The sequence below is a fragment of the Ancylobacter sp. genome, from assembly GCF_965279025.1.
Classification (GTDB): domain Bacteria; phylum Pseudomonadota; class Alphaproteobacteria; order Rhizobiales; family Xanthobacteraceae; genus Ancylobacter.
Window position 1 is genome coordinate 2,258,489 of record NZ_OZ257132.1, and the last position, 23,250, is coordinate 2,281,738.

The 23,250-nt window shown below is 65.0% G+C and carries 20 protein-coding genes; 2 read left to right on the forward strand and 18 right to left on the reverse strand.

Annotated features, from left to right (window positions below; translation table 11 throughout):
• Positions 1–56 precede the first annotated feature (56 nt).
• The 7 genes from ACQY76_RS10400 to ACQY76_RS10430 form a co-directional block, all read right to left on the reverse strand.
• Positions 57–281, reverse strand: coding sequence for a hypothetical protein (locus ACQY76_RS10400; RefSeq protein ID WP_246544935.1), 225 nt, complete (start codon positions 279–281; stop codon positions 57–59).
• Positions 282–298: 17 nt separating this feature from the next.
• Positions 299–511, reverse strand: coding sequence for a phage head-tail joining protein (locus ACQY76_RS10405; RefSeq protein WP_428032793.1), 213 nt, complete (start codon positions 509–511; stop codon positions 299–301).
• Positions 511–2,331, reverse strand: coding sequence for a prohead protease/major capsid protein fusion protein (locus tag ACQY76_RS10410; protein ID WP_428032794.1), 1,821 nt, complete (start codon positions 2,329–2,331; stop codon positions 511–513). Before ACQY76_RS10410 ends, ACQY76_RS10405 begins: the two co-directional genes overlap by 1 nt.
• Positions 2,328–3,728: a phage portal protein gene (locus tag ACQY76_RS10415; RefSeq protein WP_428032795.1), complete on the reverse strand. Its 1,401-nt coding sequence runs from the start codon at positions 3,726–3,728 to the stop codon at positions 2,328–2,330. Before ACQY76_RS10415 ends, ACQY76_RS10410 begins: the two co-directional genes overlap by 4 nt.
• 11 nt (positions 3,729–3,739) lie before the next feature.
• Complete coding sequence (locus tag ACQY76_RS10420) at positions 3,740–4,231, reverse strand: hypothetical protein (RefSeq protein WP_428032796.1); 492 nt, start codon at positions 4,229–4,231, stop codon at positions 3,740–3,742.
• A gap of 117 nt (positions 4,232–4,348) precedes the next feature.
• Positions 4,349–4,633 carry a hypothetical protein gene (locus tag ACQY76_RS10425; RefSeq protein WP_428032797.1) on the reverse strand — a complete coding sequence of 95 codons (285 nt, stop codon included), beginning with the start codon at positions 4,631–4,633 and terminating at the stop codon, positions 4,349–4,351.
• Positions 4,630–5,064 (reverse strand): hypothetical protein, encoded by a 435-nt coding sequence (locus ACQY76_RS10430; RefSeq protein WP_428032798.1) that lies wholly within the window; start codon positions 5,062–5,064, stop codon positions 4,630–4,632. The genes ACQY76_RS10425 and ACQY76_RS10430 overlap by 4 nt, the downstream gene beginning before the upstream one ends.
• A 508-nt stretch (positions 5,065–5,572) precedes the next feature.
• Between ACQY76_RS10430 and ACQY76_RS10435 the strand changes: the two genes are divergently transcribed.
• Both ACQY76_RS10435 and ACQY76_RS10440 read left to right on the forward strand, forming a co-directional pair.
• Entirely contained in the window at positions 5,573–5,809 is a 237-nt protein-coding gene (locus ACQY76_RS10435; RefSeq protein WP_428032799.1) for a helix-turn-helix domain-containing protein, read from the forward strand.
• 72 nt (positions 5,810–5,881) lie between these two features.
• Positions 5,882–6,778 (forward strand): DUF3800 domain-containing protein, encoded by an 897-nt coding sequence (locus ACQY76_RS10440; RefSeq protein WP_428032800.1) that lies wholly within the window; start codon positions 5,882–5,884, stop codon positions 6,776–6,778.
• A 179-nt stretch (positions 6,779–6,957) separates the two neighbouring features.
• Here the strand turns inward: ACQY76_RS10440 and ACQY76_RS10445 are convergent, their stop codons facing one another.
• The 11 genes from ACQY76_RS10445 to ACQY76_RS10495 form a co-directional block, all read right to left on the reverse strand.
• Positions 6,958–8,901: a P-loop NTPase fold protein gene (locus ACQY76_RS10445; protein ID WP_428032801.1), complete on the reverse strand. Its 1,944-nt coding sequence runs from the start codon at positions 8,899–8,901 to the stop codon at positions 6,958–6,960.
• A gap of 143 nt (positions 8,902–9,044) precedes the next feature.
• Entirely contained in the window at positions 9,045–10,925 is a 1,881-nt protein-coding gene (locus ACQY76_RS10450; RefSeq protein WP_428032802.1) for a hypothetical protein, read from the reverse strand.
• 380 nt (positions 10,926–11,305) lie between these two features.
• Complete coding sequence (locus ACQY76_RS10455) at positions 11,306–13,201, reverse strand: phage terminase large subunit family protein (RefSeq protein WP_428032803.1); 1,896 nt, start codon at positions 13,199–13,201, stop codon at positions 11,306–11,308.
• Complete coding sequence (locus tag ACQY76_RS10460; protein ID WP_428032804.1) at positions 13,194–13,514, reverse strand: hypothetical protein; 321 nt, start codon at positions 13,512–13,514, stop codon at positions 13,194–13,196. The genes ACQY76_RS10455 and ACQY76_RS10460 overlap by 8 nt, the downstream gene beginning before the upstream one ends.
• Positions 13,504–14,076, reverse strand: coding sequence for a hypothetical protein (locus ACQY76_RS10465; RefSeq protein WP_428032805.1), 573 nt, complete (start codon positions 14,074–14,076; stop codon positions 13,504–13,506). Before ACQY76_RS10465 ends, ACQY76_RS10460 begins: the two co-directional genes overlap by 11 nt.
• A gap of 379 nt (positions 14,077–14,455) precedes the next feature.
• Positions 14,456–15,793, reverse strand: a complete 1,338-nt coding sequence (locus ACQY76_RS10470; RefSeq protein WP_428032806.1) for a VapE domain-containing protein — start codon at positions 15,791–15,793, stop codon at positions 14,456–14,458.
• A gap of 854 nt (positions 15,794–16,647) precedes the next feature.
• Positions 16,648–17,142, reverse strand: coding sequence for a hypothetical protein (locus tag ACQY76_RS10475; protein ID WP_428032807.1), 495 nt, complete (start codon positions 17,140–17,142; stop codon positions 16,648–16,650).
• Between the two features lie 119 nt (positions 17,143–17,261).
• A complete protein-coding gene (locus ACQY76_RS10480) occupies positions 17,262–20,141 on the reverse strand; it encodes an ATP-binding protein (protein WP_428032808.1) in 2,880 nt (959 codons plus the stop codon).
• A 111-nt stretch (positions 20,142–20,252) separates the two neighbouring features.
• Complete coding sequence (locus ACQY76_RS10485; protein WP_428032809.1) at positions 20,253–21,044, reverse strand: carbohydrate ABC transporter permease; 792 nt, start codon at positions 21,042–21,044, stop codon at positions 20,253–20,255.
• Positions 21,037–21,939 carry a carbohydrate ABC transporter permease gene (locus tag ACQY76_RS10490; protein WP_428032810.1) on the reverse strand — a complete coding sequence of 301 codons (903 nt, stop codon included), beginning with the start codon at positions 21,937–21,939 and terminating at the stop codon, positions 21,037–21,039. The genes ACQY76_RS10485 and ACQY76_RS10490 overlap by 8 nt, the downstream gene beginning before the upstream one ends.
• Entirely contained in the window at positions 21,917–23,215 is a 1,299-nt protein-coding gene (locus ACQY76_RS10495) for an ABC transporter substrate-binding protein (RefSeq protein ID WP_428032811.1), read from the reverse strand. Before ACQY76_RS10495 ends, ACQY76_RS10490 begins: the two co-directional genes overlap by 23 nt.
• Positions 23,216–23,250 lie beyond the last annotated feature (35 nt).

Consider the following 23,250-nt stretch of genomic DNA (forward strand, 5'->3'; position numbering starts at 1 on the left):
CTTCCCGTGCCGGTCCTTGAAGATCTGGAAGCCTTTGACGTGCACCACGGTCATGGCTAGCCCAGCTTTTCGAGAATGGCGTCGTCGCTGTCGGCGGCGCCGGTCTTGAGGCTGTCCACCCACGAATCGAGGTCGCGCACGTCCCACAGGCGCGAGCCGTCGGGATAGGCGACGGCCGGCACGGGGCAGAGCATCTCGAAGCGCGCCGCCGGTAGCCCGCAATAGGCTGCCGCGTCGGACTTCTTCAGCATCCGGTAGGGCTGAACCTGAAGAGAGAGCATCGCCTTCGCCATCGTTTTCAGAGCCCTTTGCTTGTTGCGAGATAGACGACCTTCGCCGGGGCATTTGCCCCGGCGATCTGGCGCTCGACGTCGGCGATGGCGGCGGCGAGTTCGCTGTCGGTGCGATACTCCACCTCCCGGCCGTCGCTGTAGCGCAGGCGGCGGATGCCTTCGGCGCGGGCCGAACGCAGCTTGGCCAGGCGGTCCTCGAGGCTGTCCCTGACCGCCATCACGCGCCCTCGTTCTTGTAGAGGCCACGGAAGTCGATGACGCCGCAGCCGAAGTCGAGCCCGGCCGCAACCTTGACCGCGCGGGTGTCGAAGTCGATCTCGGTGCGGATCTGCGGCCCCTCCGCGCCGGAGACATAGCCATAGACGAGGCTGGGCGCCGCAGCGGGGTCCGCCATGACGTACCAGCCGGCGCCGGTGATGTTGGCGTCGACCACCAGCTCCATCGTGCCCGCCCACGGGTTCACATCGCCCGCCTTGGCGGCGGTGATGGCGGCGAGCACCTGGCGGGCCGCAAGCTCGGTGTCCGGCCCGACCACGAGGAAGCGGGGGGCAAGGTTGAGCGGCACGCCGTCGAGGCTCTTCTGCTTGCGCAGGGAGGCGACGGCGAGGCCGACCGAGATGACCGAGAGGGCGGCGCCGGTGGTGGCCTTGTTGCCGTGGTCGGCATGGAACAGCGCCTTGCCGTCGGACAGGGCGGCATTGGCGGCGAGCAGGCCGTAGACGCGGGCGTTCTCGTCGCTGGCGGCGCGGATGGCGATCATGGAGGAGAAGTCCGCCAGCGCCGACAGGTCGTCATTGATGAGGGCGCGGCGGCCGATGGCGATGCCGGCATTCAGCTCCTTCGCCCGCACCTTCTCGCGGTTCTCCGAGAGGGTGGTGTACTTCAGCTCGCCGCCCTCGTTGGTTTCCTGGAAACGCCCGAAGTCGCCGATGCGCAGGAAATCGTGCTCTCGGAAGTCGTTGAAGACGCGCCGGGCGGCGATCAGGCGATAGGTCGGCTCGGCGGCGGCGTAGTTGGCGAGCAGGGCCTTGTTGGCCGCGTCCGCCAGCAGGAGGGGGAAGTCGCTGGTGGAATGGGCGCCGACGGCACGCTCCATCAGCGCGTTCTGGTCGCGCAGGTTAAGGCGCTCGCCGCGCGCCTGGGCGAGGTCGCCGATCATGTCCAGCATGCGGAAGCCGGCATAGGCGCGCGAGCGCCCCTCCAGCTTCACCCGGCCGGGGGCAAGGCGATGGGCGAGAGCCTCGCCCATGGCGGAACGGATCGCCGCCGGGTCAGTGTGCTCCTGAGTGACGGTCGCCGCCGTGGGGTGGAAGGTCTGCAGCGGGGCGCTGCGGGCCTGCATGGCGGCGAAGGCGGCGCCACGGGCGGCGTCGGTGGTGGCGTTGGTGTCGATCTGGCTGTCGATCCAGCCCTGATCGAGGCCGGCGACGTTGGCGATGGAACGGATCTCCATGTTGATGGCGGCGCGCTCTGCAGCGGCCGGCGGGTTGAGGGGCTGGGTGGAGGGAGCGGGCGCGGGCGCCGGCTCGGTGCTGACCGTCATGTCGTGGCTCCTGATGCCTGCATGCGGGTCGGCGGGGACAACGACGAGGCTGGCCTCGATCAGGGTGAAGCGCTCGGCCACCTTCTCGCGGCGGCCGGTCTTCGGGTTTGTGCGCTCGGACCAGCGCTCGACGCCGTAGCCGATGGAGATGCCGAAAGTGGCACCGTCCGACAGCTCGGCGGCGATGCGCCGGGAGCGGGGATTGTGGCGGGAGAGCGTGGCGCGCCCGAGGAGGTCCCCGCCGACCACGCGCAGCGTGTCGACGTTCCCGAGCTGGCGGTCCACGCTCTCCCTTCCGTGGCTGTCGAGCAGGGGCACGCGGGCGGGCCATGCCGGCTGCGACAGGAGGAGAATCTCGTCATAGGGGCCGCGCACGTCCCAGCGCTCGACAGCGGCGCCGGTGGAGAGCACGGCCTCGAAGGTCTGGCTGTCGGCATCCCAGCTGGAGGCGGGGAGCGGCGCGCGGCGGGTGAGGATCTCGGCGGGAGCGTTCATACTGCTTCCTCCGTGACAGGGATGGCCGGGGCGGCGGCGGGGGCCACCTTGGCGGGCGCGGTGAAGGTGAGGCCGAGGCTTGCCTCGCGGGCCTTGTCGGCGGCGATCTCGGCATCGAGCGCGCCGACATCCATGCCGCGCGCCGCAACCGCCTCGCGGCGGCTCATCAGCCCGGCATTGATCGCCTCGATCTCCGCCTGCACGTCCTTGGCCGGGTCCACCCATTGCTGCTTCGGGGTGATCCAGCGCACCGGGAGCAACTCCTGCGGGCGGGCGGCAAGCCGGCCCTGCAGGCTCTCGATCATCGCCCAGCGGCGCCAGATGGGACGCAGCGCCTGGAACACGATCACGTTGTGCTGGATCATCTCCACCCGGCGGCGCCACTCGACGAGGCCGGCGCGGATCGAGGAATAGTTGACGCTGGAGAGGTCGCCGGTCAGCACCTCATAGGGCAGGCCGAGCGCGGCGGCGATCTCGTGCAGGGTGATGCGGGCGAAGTCGTTCGCCTCCTGCGCAATCGCCGGCGGGTTGGAGAAGGTCACGTCCTTGCCCGGCGGCAGCACCACCATGGCACCCGGCTCCAGCGAGCCGATCAGCGCCTCGCCCTGCGCCTCGCCGCCGAAGGGCGCGGTGCCGTCACTGGTGGTGATGAGGCCGGCGAGCAGGGCGCCGACCTTCTGGCGGGTGAGCTGGGCGCCGTGCCACTCGTCATGCTCGGCCAGCCGCAGGATCGCCGGGGCGAACCACGAGACGCCGCGCACCTGGCCGGGGAAGTCGGGGCGGAACAGATGCACCACGTCCTCGGCCGGCACGCGCACCGGCTGGAGGTTGAGGCCGAGGCCGATCTCCGGGCGCTCCTTGACGATCCAGTAGGCGACGCGGGAGCCGAACATGTCGAACTCGACGCCGTTGACGATGCGCCCGCCATTGGCGAGCGGGCGGGTGAGCGAAGCGTCGAGCTGGTCGGGATCGAGCACGCGGAGGCGCAGGCCCGCCGGGGTGGCGATCAGCAGCGCCAGCGCCTCGCCATCGACCACCATGCCGCCGACCATCAGGGCGGTGAGGCCATAGAAGTCCATCAGGCCGTCGGCATCCGCCTCGTCCGTCCACGCCGTCCAGCGCGCCGCCAGCGTGCCGGTCACGGCCGGGACGATGCCGGTGCCGACAAGGCTGCTGACATGGGCCGCTTTGCCGGCCGCCGCGTGCGGGTTGTTGGCGACGAGATAGCGGGCGCGATAGCCGAGCGGGGCACGCGCCGCCTGCGCCGCCCCGTGCTGGTTGCGCATCGCGCCCCAGCCCGTCGTGCGCCGGCCCGTCGCCGCGCCCTCATAAGAGCGCGAGGCCGGGCGTAGCGCGCTCTTGGCGCGGTCGAGGAGGGAGGAGACGAGGCCCATCATGGACGGTTGCCCTAGAGCGCTTCGAGGCGCTTGAGGACGGTGCGCTGCAGCTCGGAATAGTCGATGCCGAAGAAGAAGCGGCCCCAGAAGCGGCTGTCGTCGAAGGGGATTTGGCCGGAGCCGGTCGTCACGTCCTTGAAGCTCTCGGGATCGCCCGCCTTGGGGCGGCAGAAGGCATAGAGCGGCGTCTCGCCCTCGCGGGTGAAGTCGAAATACGCCATGTTGTCGAAGCACTCCGCATTGGCGAAGTTGGCGGCCGACTTGGTGTCGATGCCGAACTTGGTGACTTCGGCGAGCAGCGCCCACTTCATCACGATCTTCCACGTCACCAGCCGCGAACGCTCGCGGCGGATGGGCTCGACGTCGCCCTCGAAGGGGATGAGGTCGCGCGAGCGCAGGGTGCGCTGCTTCTCGGGAGAGATGCCGGTGAGCAGGGCGACCTGGTCGGAGGTGAAGTACCGCTCGGTGAGCGGGCCGCCGATCTTGGGGATGATGAGGGACATGGGACGATCCTGGTTGCGAAGCATTGAACGCAGTATGCGTGACTCGGTGTAACGAGACAAGTCACGAAACGTACTCCGCAACGAAAATGTTGACCGCCTGACACATCACCCGCCCCGCTACTCGATCACGCCATCCGAATCGACAAGCCCGCTCTCCGCCGGGTCGTGCTCGCAGTCGCAGTCCCAGCGGCCGGTGCCGCCGGCGAACAGGCCCGGCCGGCCGCCCTCCCAGCCGAGCGAGGGCTCTCCATCGCTGTCCGGCTCCTCGTCGCCGCCGTCTTCCTCGTCGGGGTCGGCGTCCAGCTCGTCGAGCAGCACGATCAGCGCCTCGATGGTGCGCTCGGCCCGCTCGCGCAGGCGCTGGCGCTCCACCATGACGAACTCGCGGGTGTGGGCGTTCATGGCCGCACCTCCGGCTGAAGGGCGCCGCGCGGCTTGCGCCACAGCTCGATCGGTTCGGCGGTCTCGGTCAGGATGCCGCCGCGTTGAAAGCGCGGATCGGCCTGCCACTCATAGGCCAGGCGGTTGGCATAGACCCATGCCTCGGCCGGGCGCCCATGCGCGGCACGCCGGGCGCCGGCGCCCTCCAGCATCCAGCCATCGCCCGGCGCCGCCAGCTCATTCATAGCTGCAGCGAAGGCCAGCCACGCCGCACGGGCGCGCTGCAGCGCGTCGGCGGGGGTGATCGGGATCGGCGCCGGCGCTGCAAGGCTCGGCACCGGCGACGCCAGCGCCAGAACGCCCGTCGGCACGGTCACAAGCGCCGCGCCAAGGCAAAGCGCCTGGCGCCGGCTGGGAACAAGGCTCTCCCGTTCGCGAACATGGCTATCCATGCGCGTGCTCCTCAATCTGGGAAGGTTGAAAGGCCGGCGACGCCGCCGGTAGGTTCGATGACGAAGGGGCGTGGCGCGCACCGCGCTGCCCAGGAATCCCAGCGCGGCGGCCGGCCGCGCCACGCCCCTCCGGGCCAGGGGCTCAGCTGATGGCGGGAGCGGTGCCCTCCGGCGCGCTGGCCAAGATCAGCGCGCGGAGACCAGAGGCACCCACCCGCCGGGCCAAGGCTCCGGCCGGTGGCGGGCGGGATGCGTTCCACGCCGGGCAGGAAGTCCAGCACGCCCTAGCGGACGCGCGGCCCCGGATGCCCCGCGTGCGCTTGTCCGAACGCACACCGCCCATCCGGCTAGGAGCCCTCGGCAGCAACGCTGCCGGGCCGCGTGACGCACCTCTCCCGTTCGCGGGCATGGCTGTCCATGCGCGTGCTCCTGTGCTAAAAACTGATACGAATAGTATTGATATGGGGTGCGGTCGGTGACGTCAATACGAAAAGTATCAATTCGGCAGGTGAAGGCCGCGCGTGCCTTGCTGGGTTGGTCGCAAACTGACCTCGCCAACGCATCGGCGATATCCGAACCGACTATCAAGCGCCTGGAGTCTCAGGATGGTGAACTGGGTGGCAGGGTGGATACGGCAGCTGCGATACGCGCAGCCCTTGAGGCTGCCGGCATCATCTTCGTCGACGAGAACGGCGAGGGACCGGGGGTGCGGTTGAAGAAGGGGATACACGATGCCGGTACGTGAGAACGGCGTGTCGGCTGATACCTCCGCTCCGCGTAGGTAGCGATTTATGGAAGCTTTGCGAATAGGCAGGCAATGGACCTTTCAGCGTACTTCGATGACTCGGCCAGCGATACAGGTGAACGTAATCTTGTGTTCGCAGGATTGGTCAATCGTGACGACGCCTGGGAAAAATTCAGCGTGGAATGGAGCGCAGCGCTGGCCAAGACTCCGTCGATCGGACACCTAAAGATGGTGGAGGCAAATGGTCTGCGCGGTCAGTTCGCCGGCTGGACCCGAGACCTTCGCGACCAGAAGTTGGAGGATTTGGCAGAGGTGCTCGACCGGTTTCGGGCCCCGTGGACATTTGATATTTCGATCAGCCGCGCAGAGTACGAAATACACGTTGCTCCAGCATCGCCTAGAGGTCTTTCCACGCCATATTTCGCAATCACCTTCGCAGCGATTTCTGCCGTCGCCCGCTTCTTAGCCAGCGAGGGCGTCGTCACGCCGGTTAGGTTCGTCTTTGACGAGCAGAAGGGGGTAGACACGAATGTCGCCCTTTTTTTCGACTATATGATTGAAAATTTAGACTCGTCCGACCGCGAGCTGATCAAGATGCCAATCGGCTACGGTAACGATATGCGCAACTTGCCCCTGCAAGCGGCGGACATGTTGGCATGGCACATCCGCCGACAACGCGAGGGCAACGAAGACCCCACGATTATGCGCCGAGCTCAGTCCATTCGCTCCGACACGCATATTGAGGCCCGAGTGCCCTCAGAAATGCTTGTTCGCTGGGGCGCCGCTTTCTCTCAGATGCTGCCGATCCTGCAAACCCTCAAGACGAAGGGAGAATGGCAGCGTCTGCAAACGGTTGTGGCACAGGCGAAGCGCGAGGGTTTCAAGCCGCCTCACGGTGACAACGCAGAGAACACACTTGCCAACATTCGGGAGGCCTGGGACCAGTTTCGAGCGAAGACTCAGCGATAAAGACCATTCCAAATGCAGTTGACAAGAAGCAGTCAACTACGCATGGCCCCGGGAAGCTGGCAGTTTTTACAGACGGCGTCGCGCTCACTACATCACCGCAGCGGACGAAGAAGGGGTCGCGAGCCCAATTCTGCTTGGTACGGATGCCTCAACAGATCGGCGCTCAAAGGTCCGCCCTTCTACACTTGCTTCGCCTCTTCGTCGTCGGTTCCTTCAACTTCGGCTTCCGCCCCCTGCGCTGTAGGAATGATTTGATCAGCAGGGTCACGCCCCCCTTCGTAGTGGCGTATCAGTCCCTGCATCGTTTCTTTCGACAAGGTGCGATGTGGTACCGGCCATTCGTCGATTCTCGCAATCACGGCCTCATAGACCTTCCGGGCCCAAGGGATTTCGGCCATGAGCGGCTCGCCATGCTTCCCATGATGATAACGGTAGGCCAGAAGCTTCGAGCCCACACTGAGCGCCGGAACGTCGCTCGCGATGAGATTCGCCATCCTATCGACGTCGATGCCGAGCAGCACTGGGTTCCTCGACAGATCGTCGTTCATAATGTTTAGCTTGTGAAGCGCTTCGAGATCGCCGGCCTCGGCTTCCTTCACAATCTCGTCGGCGCGCTTCCTCAATGCGGCCTGTTCAACCTCCACCTGTCTGTCGGTCAGGTATCGATAGATCTCTGCGAACTCCGGACTGTCCTTCGAGGCGAAACCCAACCCACTGGCGGCTTCATATTCAAGTGGCAGGGGGTCGAGCTTGTTCGCTTCGAGAGTTTCGCTCGCGACCAAATCGTCGATGTAAGCCTTAAAGAACGGTACTACGTCCGCGCCATCCGTCAGGCGGCTGTCCCCCGCCTTGCTATGTTTGATCGCTAGACCTGTAGCATGAAGGATGTCGCCGCGCGTCGTGTACTTCCGCTTGGCGAGCTCTTCCTTCAGTTCTTCGATAGCCGCCTCGGTGTCTTCCATGGGACGCGCGTAGCTGTGCCACAACCGGCGCCATGATGGCTCTGACCGTCCCGCGCCAAAACCGAACTGAGACTTGGTCCACATCGTGAATTCGGCGTCGTTCAGGATGCCACTGGCTTCGAAATCGATGATGCGTCTATATTCCAGAGGTGGCGACTCCACGGCCAAGTGCGCGAAGGTTTCCGAGAACTTTTTCGCAGCCTTAGTCTCTGGATCCTCTTCCTCCCGTTGGTCATGCCGTCCCATAGACCGTAAGGCGAGCGTCATCGACAAGTTGGGCAGTTTGTCCAAAGCCACTTTGCTCAGATTGTTGGATCGCAACCAGAGTGTCGTCGCCACCACGACGAGCATGGTACGTGTGATATGGTCTTCATGACCTTCTCGGATTTCCGGGTCAGTTAATAGGCTGCGCACGAACTGAGCACTGTTAACGATGGCCCACGACAGATTACGCAGGTTTTCGACATGAGACCGGTCAGCTAGATCGATCAGAACGTCCACACGTTCTGTCATGAAGCTCCTCGTGGTATCATCAGGAACTTCGGCAACTGAACGTCTAACTACGCTTTTGACGTCTGCTTCGATACGAACCCGTCGACCGACGATCTTCTCGTTCTGCTCGCCCCAGTTGGCGTCTTTGTGAATCTCGAGCAGTTTTTTTTCGTCTCCGACTAGAATGACGCGGCGGTTGTCTGTCGTGATCAGGGAGTTCACGATTCCCATGATTTCCCCGAAGGCGCCCTCCTCGACGCGTTCAAGATCGTCGAAGACCAGTATGTAATCGACGTGTCGACTTGCAGCACGCTTCGCAATGGCGTCGAACGACGTCTTGGTCGCGTCCTTAATCTTAAATAACTCAAGTGTGCCTGAGATGATTGTCCCGATAAACTTGCCGACCGCAACCTCGCCAGGGCTGGCGGCACGGTGCATCCGCTTCTCCACGTCGGCCGCCGACTTCGCGCCGAAGAGGCTGACGAAGAGGAAAGGCATTGGATGGAAGCGCTTTGCCTTGGCCTGCTCTTGCCGATTGGGTTCGTAGATCTTCTCAAGGAAGTATGTCTTGCCGCTCCCCCAAGGGCCTTCGACCAATATCGCATGGGGGACCGGATGAGCGTCCGCTTCTAAATAAGCGTCGATGACCGCCGTCGCATGTTCGTTCAACTTAGGCGTCTCCTCTTCCCTCAGTACGAAGTACGTGTCACGGCATAGCCGCCAAAAATACGTTTAGTTTGAACTGGCTTGGGTCGGCCTGAACCGGGCACGTGTTCATTCGTGCATCCATTTCCACTTAGAAAGACGTGCCGCTAGCGTTCCAAGAAGGGGGTGTCGGTGTACGCAAGGCGCCAAGGCTCCTGTCCGCCCAAGGCGAATGTGACCACGAATCGCTCAGGCGAGACCTGCTTCCGGCTGGCGGGGGGTACTTCGGCGAGAGCCAGCGGGGCTTCGAGCTTCGACTGAAAGAGATGCACCGTGACGTCCTCCATGAAGCAGCAGAAACGGTCCAGCATTCGGGCGACAAAGGCTGTTACGGGAATGCCATCTATCTCCGGTTCAACGGCTGCGACGGCCGCGCCGCTGTCGCGGTAGGTCACGCGGGGCAGCACCCACCCTTCATGCTCAATAGCGTTTCGGGCGAGGACGAGTTGCTCCGACCACCCCCGAGTGCCCCGCATGTAGTTCGCGAGATCGGGGTCTGTTTGGTCTATGCGTGCGCAGCCTGCATCAAAGGAGGCTTGCTTCTGGAACAGGAAGGCGATTTCGACGCCGAGCTGCCGCGCCAGCGTCTGCATGTTGTGCTTGAGCGCTCTCACAGAACTGTTAAGGAAATTCTCGGTCTCGCGCCGCAGCTCGCGGTCGATGGAATGCCGGATCGTGAGCGTGGTGAAATTCCGCTCGACTGCTTCACCGGTCTGCACGGCGGTAGCATGTTCGGTCCATAGACGGGTTACCTCCTTGGCCGCTTCGCGCGTGCTCGACAAGGCCTGCGTGAGGCCTTCGAACGTCGCATCGAACGCCAAGCGCGCAGCCTCTTGCCGGAAAATGAGGTCTCGGATGATCAGCAGACCGAGTATGAGACGCGCGACATACGGGGAGCTCGTGCCCTCATCGGCCACTTTTTGAACGATGAACTGCTGTGGGAGTGGCCGGACCCGCAGATTGGAACGCTGCTCGAAAAGATGAAGCAAATCCCGGAACTGCGAACGAGACATCGGCAGAACGTAGGAAACTTGCGTGTCAGGCGGGCGGCGCAGGACGCTCTGCCTTTCGGCGGGCAGGCCTGAGAAGACCAGCATCCCCTGAAGGGGGAAGCGGCCACTCATCACAATTGCCCCGCCATCCTGCCAGGGCAGATATCTGAGCGAGCCTAGCGGCTCTCCTCCTCCGGCTGGAAGGAGTTGCAGCGGTGGCTCCGGCAGAAGTCGGTCACTATAAAATTCATGAGGAACGGGCCGAAGTTCGCCTTCGAGGTCGTACTGATACCCGGTCGTCGCAATCGCGTTTGTGAACGGCGCAACCAACGTATGGAAATCGGCTGGGCGGCCGGCTGCTTTTCGGAAGAGGTGGAGGGATTGCAGCATCCGTCCGGTGGTACGCGTGAGGGCGGTACTAGGCGCAGGACCCTTTATCATGACGACGTAGATCGCAGGGGCGGCTGTCAGCCTGCGAGAAGGAAGCAGCCAAGAGCCGCCCAGTTTGGCTTCACCCGGGAACTGCACGGCGTATTCAATTACACCTGCGTCGCCAATCCCGACAATGTCTGGCCATTGGGTACTCGGTGTCTCGGCGTTAAGCGCCTGTAGACGATCCGAGATCGCCTCCATCGGCACGGCCGAGCGCCGAGCGAAAATCACGGCAAGAGTTGCGTCGAAGCCGTCGTTTGGAGTTTCAGGATGCTCCGGCCTTTTCAGCGCTTTTACGGACACGATGCGCCGATAGGCTTCATCAAGCTTAGCTATATCGAGCTCATCGACGACATCGACGACGACGGCCGCGGTATTCGCTGGAATGGGTTCTTCGTTTTTGAGCGCCCCTCCGGCGTCGGGAGCAAAGATGACGATAGGCAAAGGCGCACTTTCGGCTCCGGCACCGACTACGACGCCGCCCCTACGGATACTGTAGCGAGGGCCGATAAGAGGACGCAGCCCGTCGATCAGCAGCCCCGTGACTTCAGATGCCTCCGCCACGGAGACTTGCTCCTCGAGACGCGCCACATGTTGTGATGTTGTGATGTGCCCACCCCTTTCAATGCCCGAGAAGGACTTCTAGCGTCCCCGGGCCGACGGAGAAAGTACTGGTATGCAGTAGTCACTTCTACATCACGCGCTCACCGCAGTTCGTCCGACCAAGCCTGGGGGCAACAGAGCGTGATTTACCCCGTTAGCCCCGCAGTGGCGGTTGACTCGACACGCTCAGGTGCCCCTGGATTGGCGCAAAGGTACCGACGCCTTTCACCTCGCGATTGTCCGCTTTCGGGCCATGGCTGTTGCTGGGTCAATGGCGGAGAAGGGGGCAAAGCCGCCGTTCGCAACGGCGTGCCGGGAGGGCGCTCGGGGCAATGATCCCCTCACCCCACCCAGCTAGACCGCACCACGGCCGGCGCCCGGCGCGGCGCCACCTCGCCACGATCTTCCGCGCCCACAGCTCCCGCCCGCACCTCCGCCGCCTCCACCTTCCCCACCATGTCGGCCAGGCTCATCCCGGCGGCGTATAGCCCGTGCAGGGCGGCCGTGGCGTAGACGCGGCAGTCGAGCGGCTCGTTGCGCACGCCGGGGTCCGGCACCCATTCGATGCGGGCGACGCCGCGCGTGTAGCGGCGCACGGGGCGCTCGGCGACGAGGCCGGTGAACCAGAGATAGTCGCGCTCCGCCGGCCAGTGACAGGCGCCGGGGCCGCCATCGTCGATGCGAAGCCGCGAGAGCAGCCCGTGCTTGAGCGTGTCGACGCCGACAATGTGCACCGGGGCGAGGCTGGCGCTGCGCAGCTTGGGCGGGCGCTTCGGCCAGGGCGGCACGCCGGGGCCGCCTCGCCCCTTGATCGCCCATATCCGGCGGTTGAGCCGCTCGGCCGAGAACCGCATCACCTGGTCGGTGCGATGCCCACCGGAATCGATCGCCACGGCGAGGATCGGGAGGTCGGGGATCGCCTTCGGGTGGCGGAAGCGGCGGGCGAGCAGGCGGTCCAGCGCCGCCCACACTTCGGGGCGCGAGGTGTCGCCGTGCAGGATGTCATAGTCCAGCGACCAGCTGGCTTCGCCCCGGCCCCAGCCGACGAACTCCACCTCTATGCGGTCGTCCTGGGTGTCGACGCCGGCGGTGATGACGGCGACGCCTTCTGGCAGCAGCTCGGTCCATGCCGGGTCGCAGGCGAGGCCACGGCCCTGCAGGGTGTCCGGCGCCAGCGGCGCCATGTCCCGGTCCTCATAGGCCTCGCCGAGCTTCAGATTGGTCCATGTCTTCAGCCGGGCCGGGTCGCGCTTCGAGGTGAGGAAGTCGGCGGCGATCTCGCCCCAGCTCTCAAATGGCGAGTACAGCGCCGAGAGGTGGAAGCCGGCGGTGAGCCCGTCGCCCTGCGCCGTGGCGCGCCATTCGCCCTTGGCCAGCATGGCCGGCTTGTCCGCCTCCTCGATCACCCCGCCGCAGGCCTCGCAGGCATAGAACGCCTTGCGCGGCTCTCCCTCCGGCCAGGTCACGCCGCGCCAGCTCAGCGCCTGGTGCGTGCCGCAATGCGGGCAGGGCACGAAGTAGCGGCGCTGGTCGCTCTCGGCATAGGCCTTTTCGATGCGCGACACGCCGGCCTCGGTCGGGGTGGAGATGAGGAAGATCTTGCGCCGCCCCCGGAAGGTCACGGTGCGCTGCACCGCCAGCGCCACCGGATCGCCCTCGCCATCGGCGTCCGCCGGGAAGGCGTCCACCTCGTCGAGCACGAGATAGCGCGCCGGGGTGGAGCGCAGGCCCGTGGCAGAGTTGGCACCGGTCATGATGAGGGCGCCGCCGGGAAACTCCTTCAGCCCCACCGTATTGCCGGGATCCTTGGAACGGGCCGGGGCGATACGCGATCGCAGCGCGGGCGTGCCCTCGATCAGCGGCTCGATGCGGGTGCGCGAGTTACGCCGCACCATGTCGATGGACGGCCACACGGCGAGGATCAGCCCCGGCGCGTGCGCCACCCAATAGCCGATGGCGTTGAGCCCGGCCTCGGTGCCGCCGGTCTGCGCGCCCTTCATCAGCACCACCCGCTCGACGGGCGAGGCGGTGGAGAGGCAGTCCATGATCTCGGCGAGATAGGGCACGCGGGCGGTGCGCCACGGCCCGGGCTCGGCATTGGTGCCCGGCAGGGTGCGGTTGGCGTCCGCCCATTCGGTCACGGTCAGCTGCAGCTCCGGCCGCAGCCCCCGCCGCCAGGCCGCGTCGACCAGCTCGGCGGTGAGGTCGGCCAGCGTCGCGTGGCTAAGGTCAGTCACCGCAATACTCCTCGCGATAGGAGATGAAGCGCAGCACGTTGGCGAGGAGCTCGGGATAGATGGCGTCGTCCACCACCTCGGCCTGCCGCAGGAAGAACAGCACGTCGATCATGTCCGCCGAATCCACCTCCGGCTTGTCCGCCTCGAAGGCGTCTTCCCGCGCCACCTCCCAGAAGCCCGTGCGCTCCAGCACCCACTCCCGCTCGCCCTGAGCGGCGAAGCGCTCGCGCAGGCGGTCCATGGCGGCGAGCACGTCGCTCATGCGCAGGGTGCGAAGCTCCTTACCCTCATAGCTCACATTGTCATTCGTCATCGTCGTCTCCGGCGGCATCGAGGGTGGCGAGGGGCAGGTTGGCGATCATCATAAGCTGGGCGCGCACCAGCCGGTCCAGCACGGCGACGGTTGCGGCGAGGTCGGCGCCGGTGGTGGAGGCGATCTCCGGCGCCGCCCGGTTCACCCAGCCCAGCCAGGCGTCGCGCTCGAAGCGGGCGCGGCTCTCGATGGTGCGCAGCGTCGCCGCCCGGTCGATCAGCGCCCGCCCCATCCGCTCGGCCTTCAGCCGGGCGATCTCCGCCTCCGCCGCGTCGCGCACGGCACGGGAAGAGGCCGGCATCATCGAGGCGGAAGCCGAGGGAAGGGCGGGGCCATCGAGCGAGGCGCGGCGGCGGTTCGGGTCGACATTTTCCGCCACCCACGCCTTGCCCCGCGCCACATGGATGCGCCCGTTCGGCTCGACGGGAAGCCCGCCGGCGATCATCTGCGAGACGCGCCCGGCAGAGACCCCGATCGCCTCGGCAAAGCCCTTCTTGGAGAGGGTTTCCACCGGCTTGGCGGTCACGTCGCCGAAGAGGGAGGAGCTATGCAAATCCTGCATTCTCAACCCTTTCTCAAGCCGGAGACTTTAGGGCTCAAACCCGCCCCGTCTAGCGAACTCAAGCGCTCCCGCCTCCCGCATACAGGGACCGGGGGGAGGACCCGCGACAGCCGCCGCAGCTCCGCCTCGATCTCCGATTTGGCCTCGTGGAACGCCTCGGGCTCACGATGTGAGGGGACCAAACGGCGAACCCGGCTGGCCAACTCGAGGAGCTTCTGCCCTATCCCATCGTCAGCCTGTCCTGACGGACTCTGACGCACTGACGCACTCTGACGCAGTTCTGTAAAAGGGCATGCGCGCGCACACATGGGGGTTTTGGAAACTGCGTCCGGGTGCGTCAGTGCGTCAGGGTGCGTCAGCTTCTTCGGATCCACGAGCATCACCGCGCCCCTTCCTCGATCGGCCCGAACCAGCGCTCGCCGTTCGGTCCGCGCGGCACGTTTCCCCAGCCGATCCGCGCGAGGCAGTTGGAAATGCGGCGCTGGTCGCTGGTGCCAATGCGTGGCGTGTCCATGCAGAGGGCGTAGAGGGCGACGTCCTTGATCGTCACCCGCGACTTGCCGATCAGCCACGGCGCGATGATCTCCTCCCAGGCGTCGGCCTCGAAGCGCGCCTCCTGCTGCGGCTTGATGTGCGTGCGCTCGAACTCGGCTGAAGGCCACCACGACCGGCCGGCGCGGTAGAGATGAACGGCCTCGGCAAAGAGCTGGTCGCGGTCGCGCTCGAGCGCGTTCGGGTCGATAGTGCCGACCTTCACCGGCCAGTAGCGACGCCCGCCCGTCTCGTCGCGCAGATAAGTCTCCTTGTTCGTCGTGCCGATGAATATGCACTGGCGGGGTATCTCCACCTCGATGCGCCCATAGGGCGGGCGGTAACGCTCGATCGAACGGGTCACGAAGGCCTTCAGCGCCGCATCCTCGGCCTTTCGGATCGCCGACAGCTCGGCAATCTCGATCAGCCACTTGCCGCGCAGGTGCAGGCTGGCGTCCTTGCCGCTGGTGATGTCGGGCATGTTATCGGAGAACCACTCGCCGCCGAGGATGCGGCAGGCCGTGGACTTCATGGCGCCCTGCGGCCCTTCGAGCACCAGCATGTAGTCGGCCTTGCAGCCGGGCTCCAAGATCCGCGCCACCATGGCGATGAGGAACATGGCGCCGATCTGCGAGGTGTAGAGCGTCTTCTCGCAGCCGAGATAGGTCTGCAGCCACGTCACGGCGCGCGGGGTGCCATCCCAGGGCAGGCCGTCGAGATACTCGCGCACGGGGTGATAGCCCCGCTCATGCGCCCGGATGTCGACGGCCTGAAAGGTCGTGTCCTTGCCGAGGCGCGGCAGGCCGGCGCCCTGCAGGTACTCCTGCAGCCGGTTCACGTCGTTGTCGCACAGCTGCCGGGGCACGAAGTCGTCATCGGGGAGTTCGTCGCCCTCGCCGACCTTGGGCACCGGGCTCTCCAACATCATGGTCGAGCGGAACTCGTCGAAGCTGAACAGCTGGGCGATGCCGCGATCGCAGCGCAGGGCGTGCGCCGCGTTCATCAGGTTGCCGAGCGGCTGGCCCTTGTCGTCCCGCGCACAGTCCGCCAGCCAGCCCGAATAGGGCTCCTTGGCCGGCGGGCGAGGGCGGCGTTTCTCGCCGCCATTGCCGGGGCGGGGAGCGCCCGTCGGCGGGTCGACGATGGCGGCGATTGCGGACGCCTGCTCGTGGGTCATCTCGCTCATGCCGTGCCCTCCGAAAGGGCGGCGGCATGGTTTGACAAATCGCCGCTAAGTGCTTGAAAAGTGCCCTTCAGGTTGACGCGAAGAATTGCCGTAAGTACCTGATGATATTCAGACGGCAGCCGCCTGAAAATCGCAGTGTCGGCGGTTCGGCTCCGTCCTTGGCGTCGACCTCAAAGAATATGACGCGGTGTCCTCACTTCCCAAGGTTACTCCCGAGCGCTACTCGGTGTCGCGACCGATCTCGATTACTGGGGTTGGGTGCAATTCGGCCCGGGACGCAGGATTGAGGCGCATATGCCTCAACCGATCGACTTCTTCCTGCTAACCACGACCGACCTCGGCGCCTCGCAGGCGCTAACCGACCACTGGGACCTGAACGGTCGAGCTGACGTCCGACCCGGCAAAGAGAGCCCGCTGGACGAGATTGCGACCAAGCTCGCGGCGAGACTGTCCTAGATGGGGGCGATGAGCCGACAGGCCAGCGCGAATGATGAGGATCAGAATCTCGTCATGCTCACGCCCGGTCTCGTCATAGCCAACGTGGAGTTTTTGCAAAGTCTCATCGAAAGCGGACCGCTGAGGGCTAGACGCTCGAGGGTCCGGTTCCCGCAGCGATCCTAACGACCTCTGGCCGTCGAATTCGCTCGCAAGCGGGCGTTACTGACAGCAGAGAAGGGGCGGCGAGGACCATCAGGCACGGGATCAACGAGGCCGATCGTGCCTGAGCATCAGTCATCCATTCAGTCAAAAAGACTCTCTGGGAAAGGGCGCAGACCTTTCCGCTCGTTGCCGAGCCCCCTGGCGCAATCTCGGGCCAGAGCCTCTTTGAAGACATCGGAAAGGGCGCAGTCCAATCAGCTTGTTGCCAAGCCCCCCGGCGCGGTCTCGGGCGACGTCTCCAACGAGACCCTAGAGGGTCGAGGCAGCCTCGACAACGCCACGGCTTCATCCGGCGTGCCAATGGCCACTTGGTTAGCCTTAGGCGTGGTATCGGCCGAATTCGCCATTGTTCGCTCTCCAGCGAATGCGAGCAGCTCCGGCTGCTCGGAGAGCAACTGCCAGACGCGCTTGGCGCATTCGACGAGGTGGTCGCAGGATGACGTGATGGCGGCGTCGTTCATCCCGGAATTGATGGAGTTACGGCGCAGGGCCGCCGCTTGAAGCATCATCCCGGTAAGCGCATTGGCAATTTGGCCGCGCTGATCGACAGCCGCGCGTGAAAGAGCCTCTTCCACTTGGTCCCCCTTCCAATCGGTGGCGTCCTCACCGTGCAGGGCGGCTGTTTTGTCCACGATCGACGAGACCGGACATTCCGGGTGCGCCATCAGACGCCATTGAGAAGGTTTCATGCCTATGGCCTTCAGGTATCCTGCGTTCCCAAAGAATGACGTAGCAGTGTCGCTCGGCGGCGCGTGTTAAAATTCGCAAATCCGCCTTCCCTGGCGGCCGGCTCGGAAGAAGCGCCGGCCTATTTGAAGGGGTGAGCCCGCGTCGCTTCGCTCGACAGCTCCTTGGCCTCCCGCACCACCACCTGATCGACCTCACTCACGCAGCGGTGGATCAGCGGCGAAAGCAGCGCATCGGCCTCCATGGCGCGTCCCTGCGTTCGCCACAGGCGGGAAAGGCTGATCGCCGCCTTGATTTCCCAGAAGACGGCCTGCTGGTGCCGTGCGAGTTCCACGGCTTGTGTCAGGTGCCGCTCGGCTTCCAGCGCTGCATGAGGACCATCGGCAAGGAGGGCGAACTCACCCGATAGCCGCCGCAGCTCAGGGGCGAACCAGCTCTCCTCATTCTCCTCGGAGCGTGCCAGTGCTTCGGCAAGGCAGTCGTTGGCCCGCTGCAGCTCACCCGCTTTTGCGAGTGCCTGCGCATACTCCGCCAGTATGACGATGTAGTAGACGCCGTAGGAAATGCCGCGCAGCCGTTCCAAGGCGTCGCCCAGACGCTTGATGCCCGCTGGCAGATTGCCCTCGCGGACCGCAATGATTGCGGCGAAACACTGCCCCCAAACCTGCCAGAACTCGATGCCGTCGCGCGCCGATTCCTCGACGAGCCGTGTGGTGAAGCGCCGCGCCCGAGGCAGGTCGTCGGCGAAAAGCGCCACCGGGCAGGCCGCCTGTACCAGCACCTGGCAAAGCGTCAGCCGGTCGTCGGCCGCCTCCGCCGAGGCCACGATGTCCTCGACTTCGGAGATAGCCTGGTCGAACGAGCCTTGCAGCCAGAGAATGCGTGCCAGGAAGCAGCGGGCCATGACCTTCTGCTCGAACACGAAGCGGATGATCTGATCGCCGGTGACCGGGACGACATACCCGTTCACCATATGCTGGAGGTGATGGCGCGCCTCGGTCTGCCGGCCGAGCAGATGCAGGATGTAGCCGATCATGCGATGCCCGACATGGCTGTCGTTCAGGTCGCTGCGGCGCGCTGCGATGTCAGCGAAGTTGTGCGCGAGAGCGAGCGCCTCACGAAACCGGCTGCGGTTGAGCAGATAGGACCAGAGACCCCACAGGGCCCGCAGCTGATAGTCGGTATCGTCGAGGTCTTCCGCGAGTTGCAGCGTCCGCTGCCAGGCCACCCGCGTCTCCTCGACCTGCCCCTTGATCTGCATGAGCGACCAGGCAACCGCTGCCTGGAGGCGCATCTGGACCTTTGCGCAGCCCGCACCGTCGATGCGCTCCAGCGCCATCCGCACCTGCCCGTGGGCCTCGCTGATAAGCTGCAGCTGGAACCACAGCGGAACCGTGCCGAGCGTCAGCGCGACCGCGATCTCGGAATCGCCATCCGGCGAAAATGCCCATTCCAATGCCGCGCGCGCATTGTCGATCAGATGGCGGTGATCGCGTGTCCATTCAGGCGCCGGTTGAACCGCCCAGGCGAGAGCTGCCTGGTCGAGGGCATCGCGAAATATCTCGGCATGCCGCCGGCGCAGAAGCGCGACTTTGCCGCTCTCAGTGAGTTTCAGCACGGCATAGGCACGAGTCATGTCCAGCAGCCGATAGCGCGCCTGCGACCCGTGCATGTCGAACGCCACTAGCGATTTCTCGACGAGGTCGGCGAGGGCATCGACGACTTTCTCGTCGGTGGCCTCCTCATCGGCGACGATGGCGATGGCATCGTCGACGGTGAAGCTGCCGGCGAGTATCGCCAGTTGCCTCAGCACCAGCTGCTCGAAAGGCGACAGCAGCTGGTAGCTCCAGTCGAGCATCGTGCTCAGGGTCTGGTGCCGGCGCAGCGCGGTTCGGCGCCCTGTAAGCTCGAGGCGGAAGCGGTCGTCGAGCCGGCTCGCCAGACCCGCCACGCCCAGGCTCCCGACCCGCACTGCGGCGATCTCCAGGGCGAGCGCGATGCCGTCCAGGCGGCGGCACAGATCGGCGACAAGCGGCGCCTCGGCATCGATCAGCTGAAACCCGTTGAGGGCCGCGGCCGCCCGTTCGACGAAGAGCTGTACCGCCGGATATTGGAGGGCCTCGGCACTCGTCAAATGGGCGTCGGAGGGTGGTGCGTCGAGCGCGGACAGGCGATGGATACGCTCCCCGCGTACTCGCAACGGCTCTCGTGTCGTGGCGAGGATGTGCAGGCCCTCGCCACCGTGGATGAATAAGTGCTCGGCGAGGCTCGCCACCGCATCAATGACGTGCTCGCAACTGTCCAGCAGCAGCAGACGCCGTTGCCCGCGCGTCGCATTGATGAGGCTCTGCACCGGGGCATCCGTGAGCAGGCCTACGCCAAGCGCGGCGGCAAGCGCACCAGCCACCAAGAGCGGATCGCTCAGCGCGGCCAGATCGACAAAGCAGATGCCATCGCCGAAGCTGTCCTCCATCTCGTGCGCTACCGCGATCGCCACGGTAGACTTTCCGATGCCTCCGGGTCCGACGAGCGACACGAAGCGCTGCTCCTTCAGCAGCGACGCGATGGTCTGGACGGTGGCCTTGCGGCCGACGATGCGGGACAGCACAGGCGGGAGGTTCGACGGGACAGGACGCGCGGGCTTCTCCCGCGCTGGCTGCGCTCCTTCGCGTTCGACCGGATGCACGAACGAGTAGCCGCGTCCGGAAACGTTGAGGATGTAGCGGCGCTCGTCCTGGCCATCCCCCAACGCTCGCCGCAGGGCCGCGATATGCACCCGAAGATTGGCTTCCTCGACGAACGTCTCCGGCCATACGCGCTGACCGAGATGGCCTTTGGTGACTACCTCGCCGTGATGTTCAAGAAGGACGAACAGGATGGCGCGCGCGCGGCTGCCGAGATTGACGACATTGCCGTCTTCCGTGAGCAGCTGCTGGGCTGGGAAGTAGGTGAAGGGCCCGAAACGTATCCGCTCGATCGAAAGTGCATCCTGCTCGATCATGAAGGTCCAATATGCAAGAAAGAATCCGGTCCGGTATCGACAGCTGGACACTATTATCCCAATCGGGCGCGCCCGACACAATTTGGGTCGGCCAGTTTGGGGCCCGAGGAGCTAGGTCGATCCTAGGCTCAGCCGGAGACCGCGCAGGATATAGCGCCGGAGCCCGATGAATGTCAGCATGACCGGCAGGCTCGCCACGAGCACGGCCGCCATGACATCTGACCAATCGACCGCGTAGCGTCCCGCCGTGAGTGCATTGACCCGGATCGGCAAGGTGAAATTGGCCGGGCTGCGCAGGATGGTCAGCGCCAGCACGAACTCGTTGAAGGCGGTGATGAAGGCGAAGGTTGCCGTCACCGCGATGGCCGGCAACGAAAGCGGCAGCACGATGAGGCGGAGTATCTGGAGCCGCGAGGCGCCATCGATGCGTGCGGCCTCTTCGAGCTCCACCGGGATGGCGTCGATGTAGCCCCTGAGCATCCAGACCGCGAACGGTATCTGGAACGCCGAGTAGATCCCGATCAGCGCCAGTCGCGTATCGGTCAGCCCCGCCCCGGCGAGCATCTGGGAAAGTCCCAGCACCAGCATGACAGGCGACAATATCTGAGAGCCGAGAAGGGCTTGGGATGCCGCGCGCCGTCCCCGAAATGGCCAGCGCGACAATGCATAGGCCGCCGGCAAGGCGAGCAGGGTCGACAGCATCGCCGTCGCGACGGCGATGACAAGGCTGTTGACCAGCGCCGTCCCGACCTCGGTCCTGTGCCACATGCCGATCCAGAATGTGCCGATGTCACCGTCCCCTGCGCGGCGATGGATGGTGTCGAGCACGACGGCAAACGGAAAAAGATTCAACACGATAAGGGGGAAAAGCGCGCACCAGCACAGCACGCTTCGCTTAATCATGAGCGGGACGCTCCAGCATCCGCAGCAGGAGCACCGTCAGCGCACCCAACGCACAAAACAGGAGGAAGGACAGCGCCGCCGCCTCGTCGAGCCGGCCGAGGGTGAAGGCGAGCTTGTAGAGATAGGTCACGAGAATATCGGTGCCGTTCGCCGGTCCCCCCTGGGTAATGATCCAGATGATGGGGAAAGAGTTCGTCACATAGGCGACATTGAAGATCAGCACGACGCCGATGAAGGGCTTCAGCAGCGGCAGGGTGACCAGACGCAGCCGCGCCCCGGCACCCGCGCCATCGAGCCGAGCTGCCTCGGAAACGGTTGCTGGAATGGAAGAAAGCCCCGCCAGCAGGATGACAGTGCTGAACGGTATGGATACCAGCACGGCGACCAGGATCTCGAAGGCGAAGCTGGCCGGGACAGAGCCGAGCCAGACCACCGGGCGTTCGATCAGGCCGGTGGCCAGGGCCAGTTGGTTCAATAGCCCGGCCTCGTCGCTGAGCACGCGCCGCCATATCACCGCAAACGAGGCGACGGAGATCGCCCATGGCGCGAGGACGAGGAACTGCGCCAGACCGCGGCCGAAAAATCGCCTGTTCAGCACCAGCGCGGTCGGCAGGGCGATGAAAACGGTGCCGGCCACGACCGTGCCCGTCCAGATGACGGTCCGCAGAGCGATATCGGGCAGCAGCGGATCCGCCATCAATCGCGCGAAGCTCCGCAGCCCGACAAATTCACCGATTCGACCGAAGCGAGACACGCTGGAGAGCGACATCCGCACGAGCAGCAGCACCGGCACGACGGTGATGAAAAGGGCGGCCGCGGCGCTGGGGGCAATCAGGAGAAAAAGCGTCTGTCGGTGGTGCAGACGCCGGGCATCACTTGCGGGCAAGCGCGTCATCGATTTGCCGCGCCGCGTCCGTCATCGCCTCTGTGGGTGTTTTCTGGCCGAGATACATGGTCTGCAGCGAGGTCAAAGTGATCTCGGACAACTCGGACCAGCCTTTGATGGTCGGCGCGAAGCGGGCGTGAGCCAGGCCTGCGGCGAAGGCGGCGATGTCGGGATTATCCTTGTAATAGCTGTCGGCGGCGCCTTCCACCGTGACGGGCAGAAGCCCCTCCGCATGGTCGAACTCGGCACGGTATTTGGCGCCGTACAGGAACTGCATGAACTCCCAGGCGGTCTTCTGATTCTTCGATGAGCTGGAAAGCGTGAGGACGTCGGTCACACCCAGCGTGACGGGCTGGGTCTCCACCGGGAACGGCAGGACGGCATAGCGCAGATCGGGCGCTTCCGCCTTCAGCTGCGGCACAAGCATCGGATAGGCGAACACAATGCCGATGCGGCCTTCCTTGAACAGCTTGAACACGTCCTCGCGGCTGTGCGCGGTGGGCGAGGGCTCGGTCGCCTTGTCGTTGATGAGCGACATGTAGAACGTCGCGGCACGAATGGCTTCGGGAGACCCGAGGCCGCTTTTGCCATCCTCGAGGATTTCGCCACCGAAGCCCCACAGGGCGTAATAGAAATAGGTATCGACCTCGACTTCCTTGCCCGGCAGCCCGAACCCATAGGTGTTGGGCAAGGCCGAAATGGCCTTCGCGGCGGTGCGCAGCTCGTCCCAGGTCTTCGGCGCCGGCACGCCGGCCTTGTCCAGCAGATCGGTATTGACCAGCATGGCGCGGGCAGAAGCCGCGGCCGGCAGCCCGAGCAGCCTGCCGTTCACGCTGGCCGGCACGAGGAAGGCTGGGATGAAGGTCGACTTGAACGCCGGTGTCGCCAGCGGATCCAGCGGTTCGAGCAGGCCGTCGGCGGCAAGATCGGAGACCCACATGGTGGGAAAGATGGCAATATCGGGCTGATCGCCGCTACTGATGTCGGTCGTCAGCTTCTGCAGATAGCTGTCCCACGGGATGACCTCGACCTGGATATGCGTGCCCGGATGAAGCGCCTCGTAATCGCGCGCGACGCGTTCAAGGAAGGGACGGGTAAATCCCGAATACTCGCCCGCCGTGAACCGCAGCTCGGCAGCCATTGCGCCGGGAGGCCCTGACGAAAATGTCATAAAGGCGAGCGTGATTAGGAAGCCGACCAGTCGTCCCATAGTCGCCCACCTCCGAGACATTCTGCCGCTACGGCACGCTAGCAACTCAGCCTCATCGAGAAAAGATACGATCACAGATGTCTACATATAATCATGCGCTACGTGAGCCG

Bases quoted from the DNA above. Each gene is read 5' to 3' on its own strand.
- ACQY76_RS10460 (WP_428032804.1), bottom strand. From the start codon at position 13,514: ATGACGAATGACAATGTGAGCTATGAGGGTAAGGAGCTTCGCACCCTG.
- ACQY76_RS10490 (WP_428032810.1), bottom strand. From the start codon at position 21,939: ATGACGCGCTTGCCCGCAAGTGATGCCCGGCGTCTGCACCACCGACAG.
- ACQY76_RS10420 (WP_428032796.1), bottom strand. From the start codon at position 4,231: ATGTCCCTCATCATCCCCAAGATCGGCGGCCCGCTCACCGAGCGGTAC.
- ACQY76_RS10430 (WP_428032798.1), bottom strand. From the start codon at position 5,064: ATGGATAGCCATGTTCGCGAACGGGAGAGCCTTGTTCCCAGCCGGCGC.
- ACQY76_RS10405 (WP_428032793.1), bottom strand. From the start codon at position 511: ATGGCGGTCAGGGACAGCCTCGAGGACCGCCTGGCCAAGCTGCGTTCG.
- ACQY76_RS10485 (WP_428032809.1), bottom strand. From the start codon at position 21,044: ATGATTAAGCGAAGCGTGCTGTGCTGGTGCGCGCTTTTCCCCCTTATC.
- ACQY76_RS10415 (WP_428032795.1), bottom strand. From the start codon at position 3,728: ATGATGGGCCTCGTCTCCTCCCTCCTCGACCGCGCCAAGAGCGCGCTA.
- ACQY76_RS10475 (WP_428032807.1), bottom strand. From the start codon at position 17,142: ATGAAACCTTCTCAATGGCGTCTGATGGCGCACCCGGAATGTCCGGTC.
- ACQY76_RS10425 (WP_428032797.1), bottom strand. From the start codon at position 4,633: ATGAACGCCCACACCCGCGAGTTCGTCATGGTGGAGCGCCAGCGCCTG.
- ACQY76_RS10480 (WP_428032808.1), bottom strand. From the start codon at position 20,141: ATGATCGAGCAGGATGCACTTTCGATCGAGCGGATACGTTTCGGGCCC.
- ACQY76_RS10465 (WP_428032805.1), bottom strand. From the start codon at position 14,076: ATGCAGGATTTGCATAGCTCCTCCCTCTTCGGCGACGTGACCGCCAAG.
- ACQY76_RS10410 (WP_428032794.1), bottom strand. From the start codon at position 2,331: ATGAACGCTCCCGCCGAGATCCTCACCCGCCGCGCGCCGCTCCCCGCC.
- ACQY76_RS10470 (WP_428032806.1), bottom strand. From the start codon at position 15,793: ATGAGCGAGATGACCCACGAGCAGGCGTCCGCAATCGCCGCCATCGTC.
- ACQY76_RS10440 (WP_428032800.1), top strand. From the start codon at position 5,882: ATGGACCTTTCAGCGTACTTCGATGACTCGGCCAGCGATACAGGTGAA.
- ACQY76_RS10400 (WP_246544935.1), bottom strand. From the start codon at position 281: ATGCTCTCTCTTCAGGTTCAGCCCTACCGGATGCTGAAGAAGTCCGAC.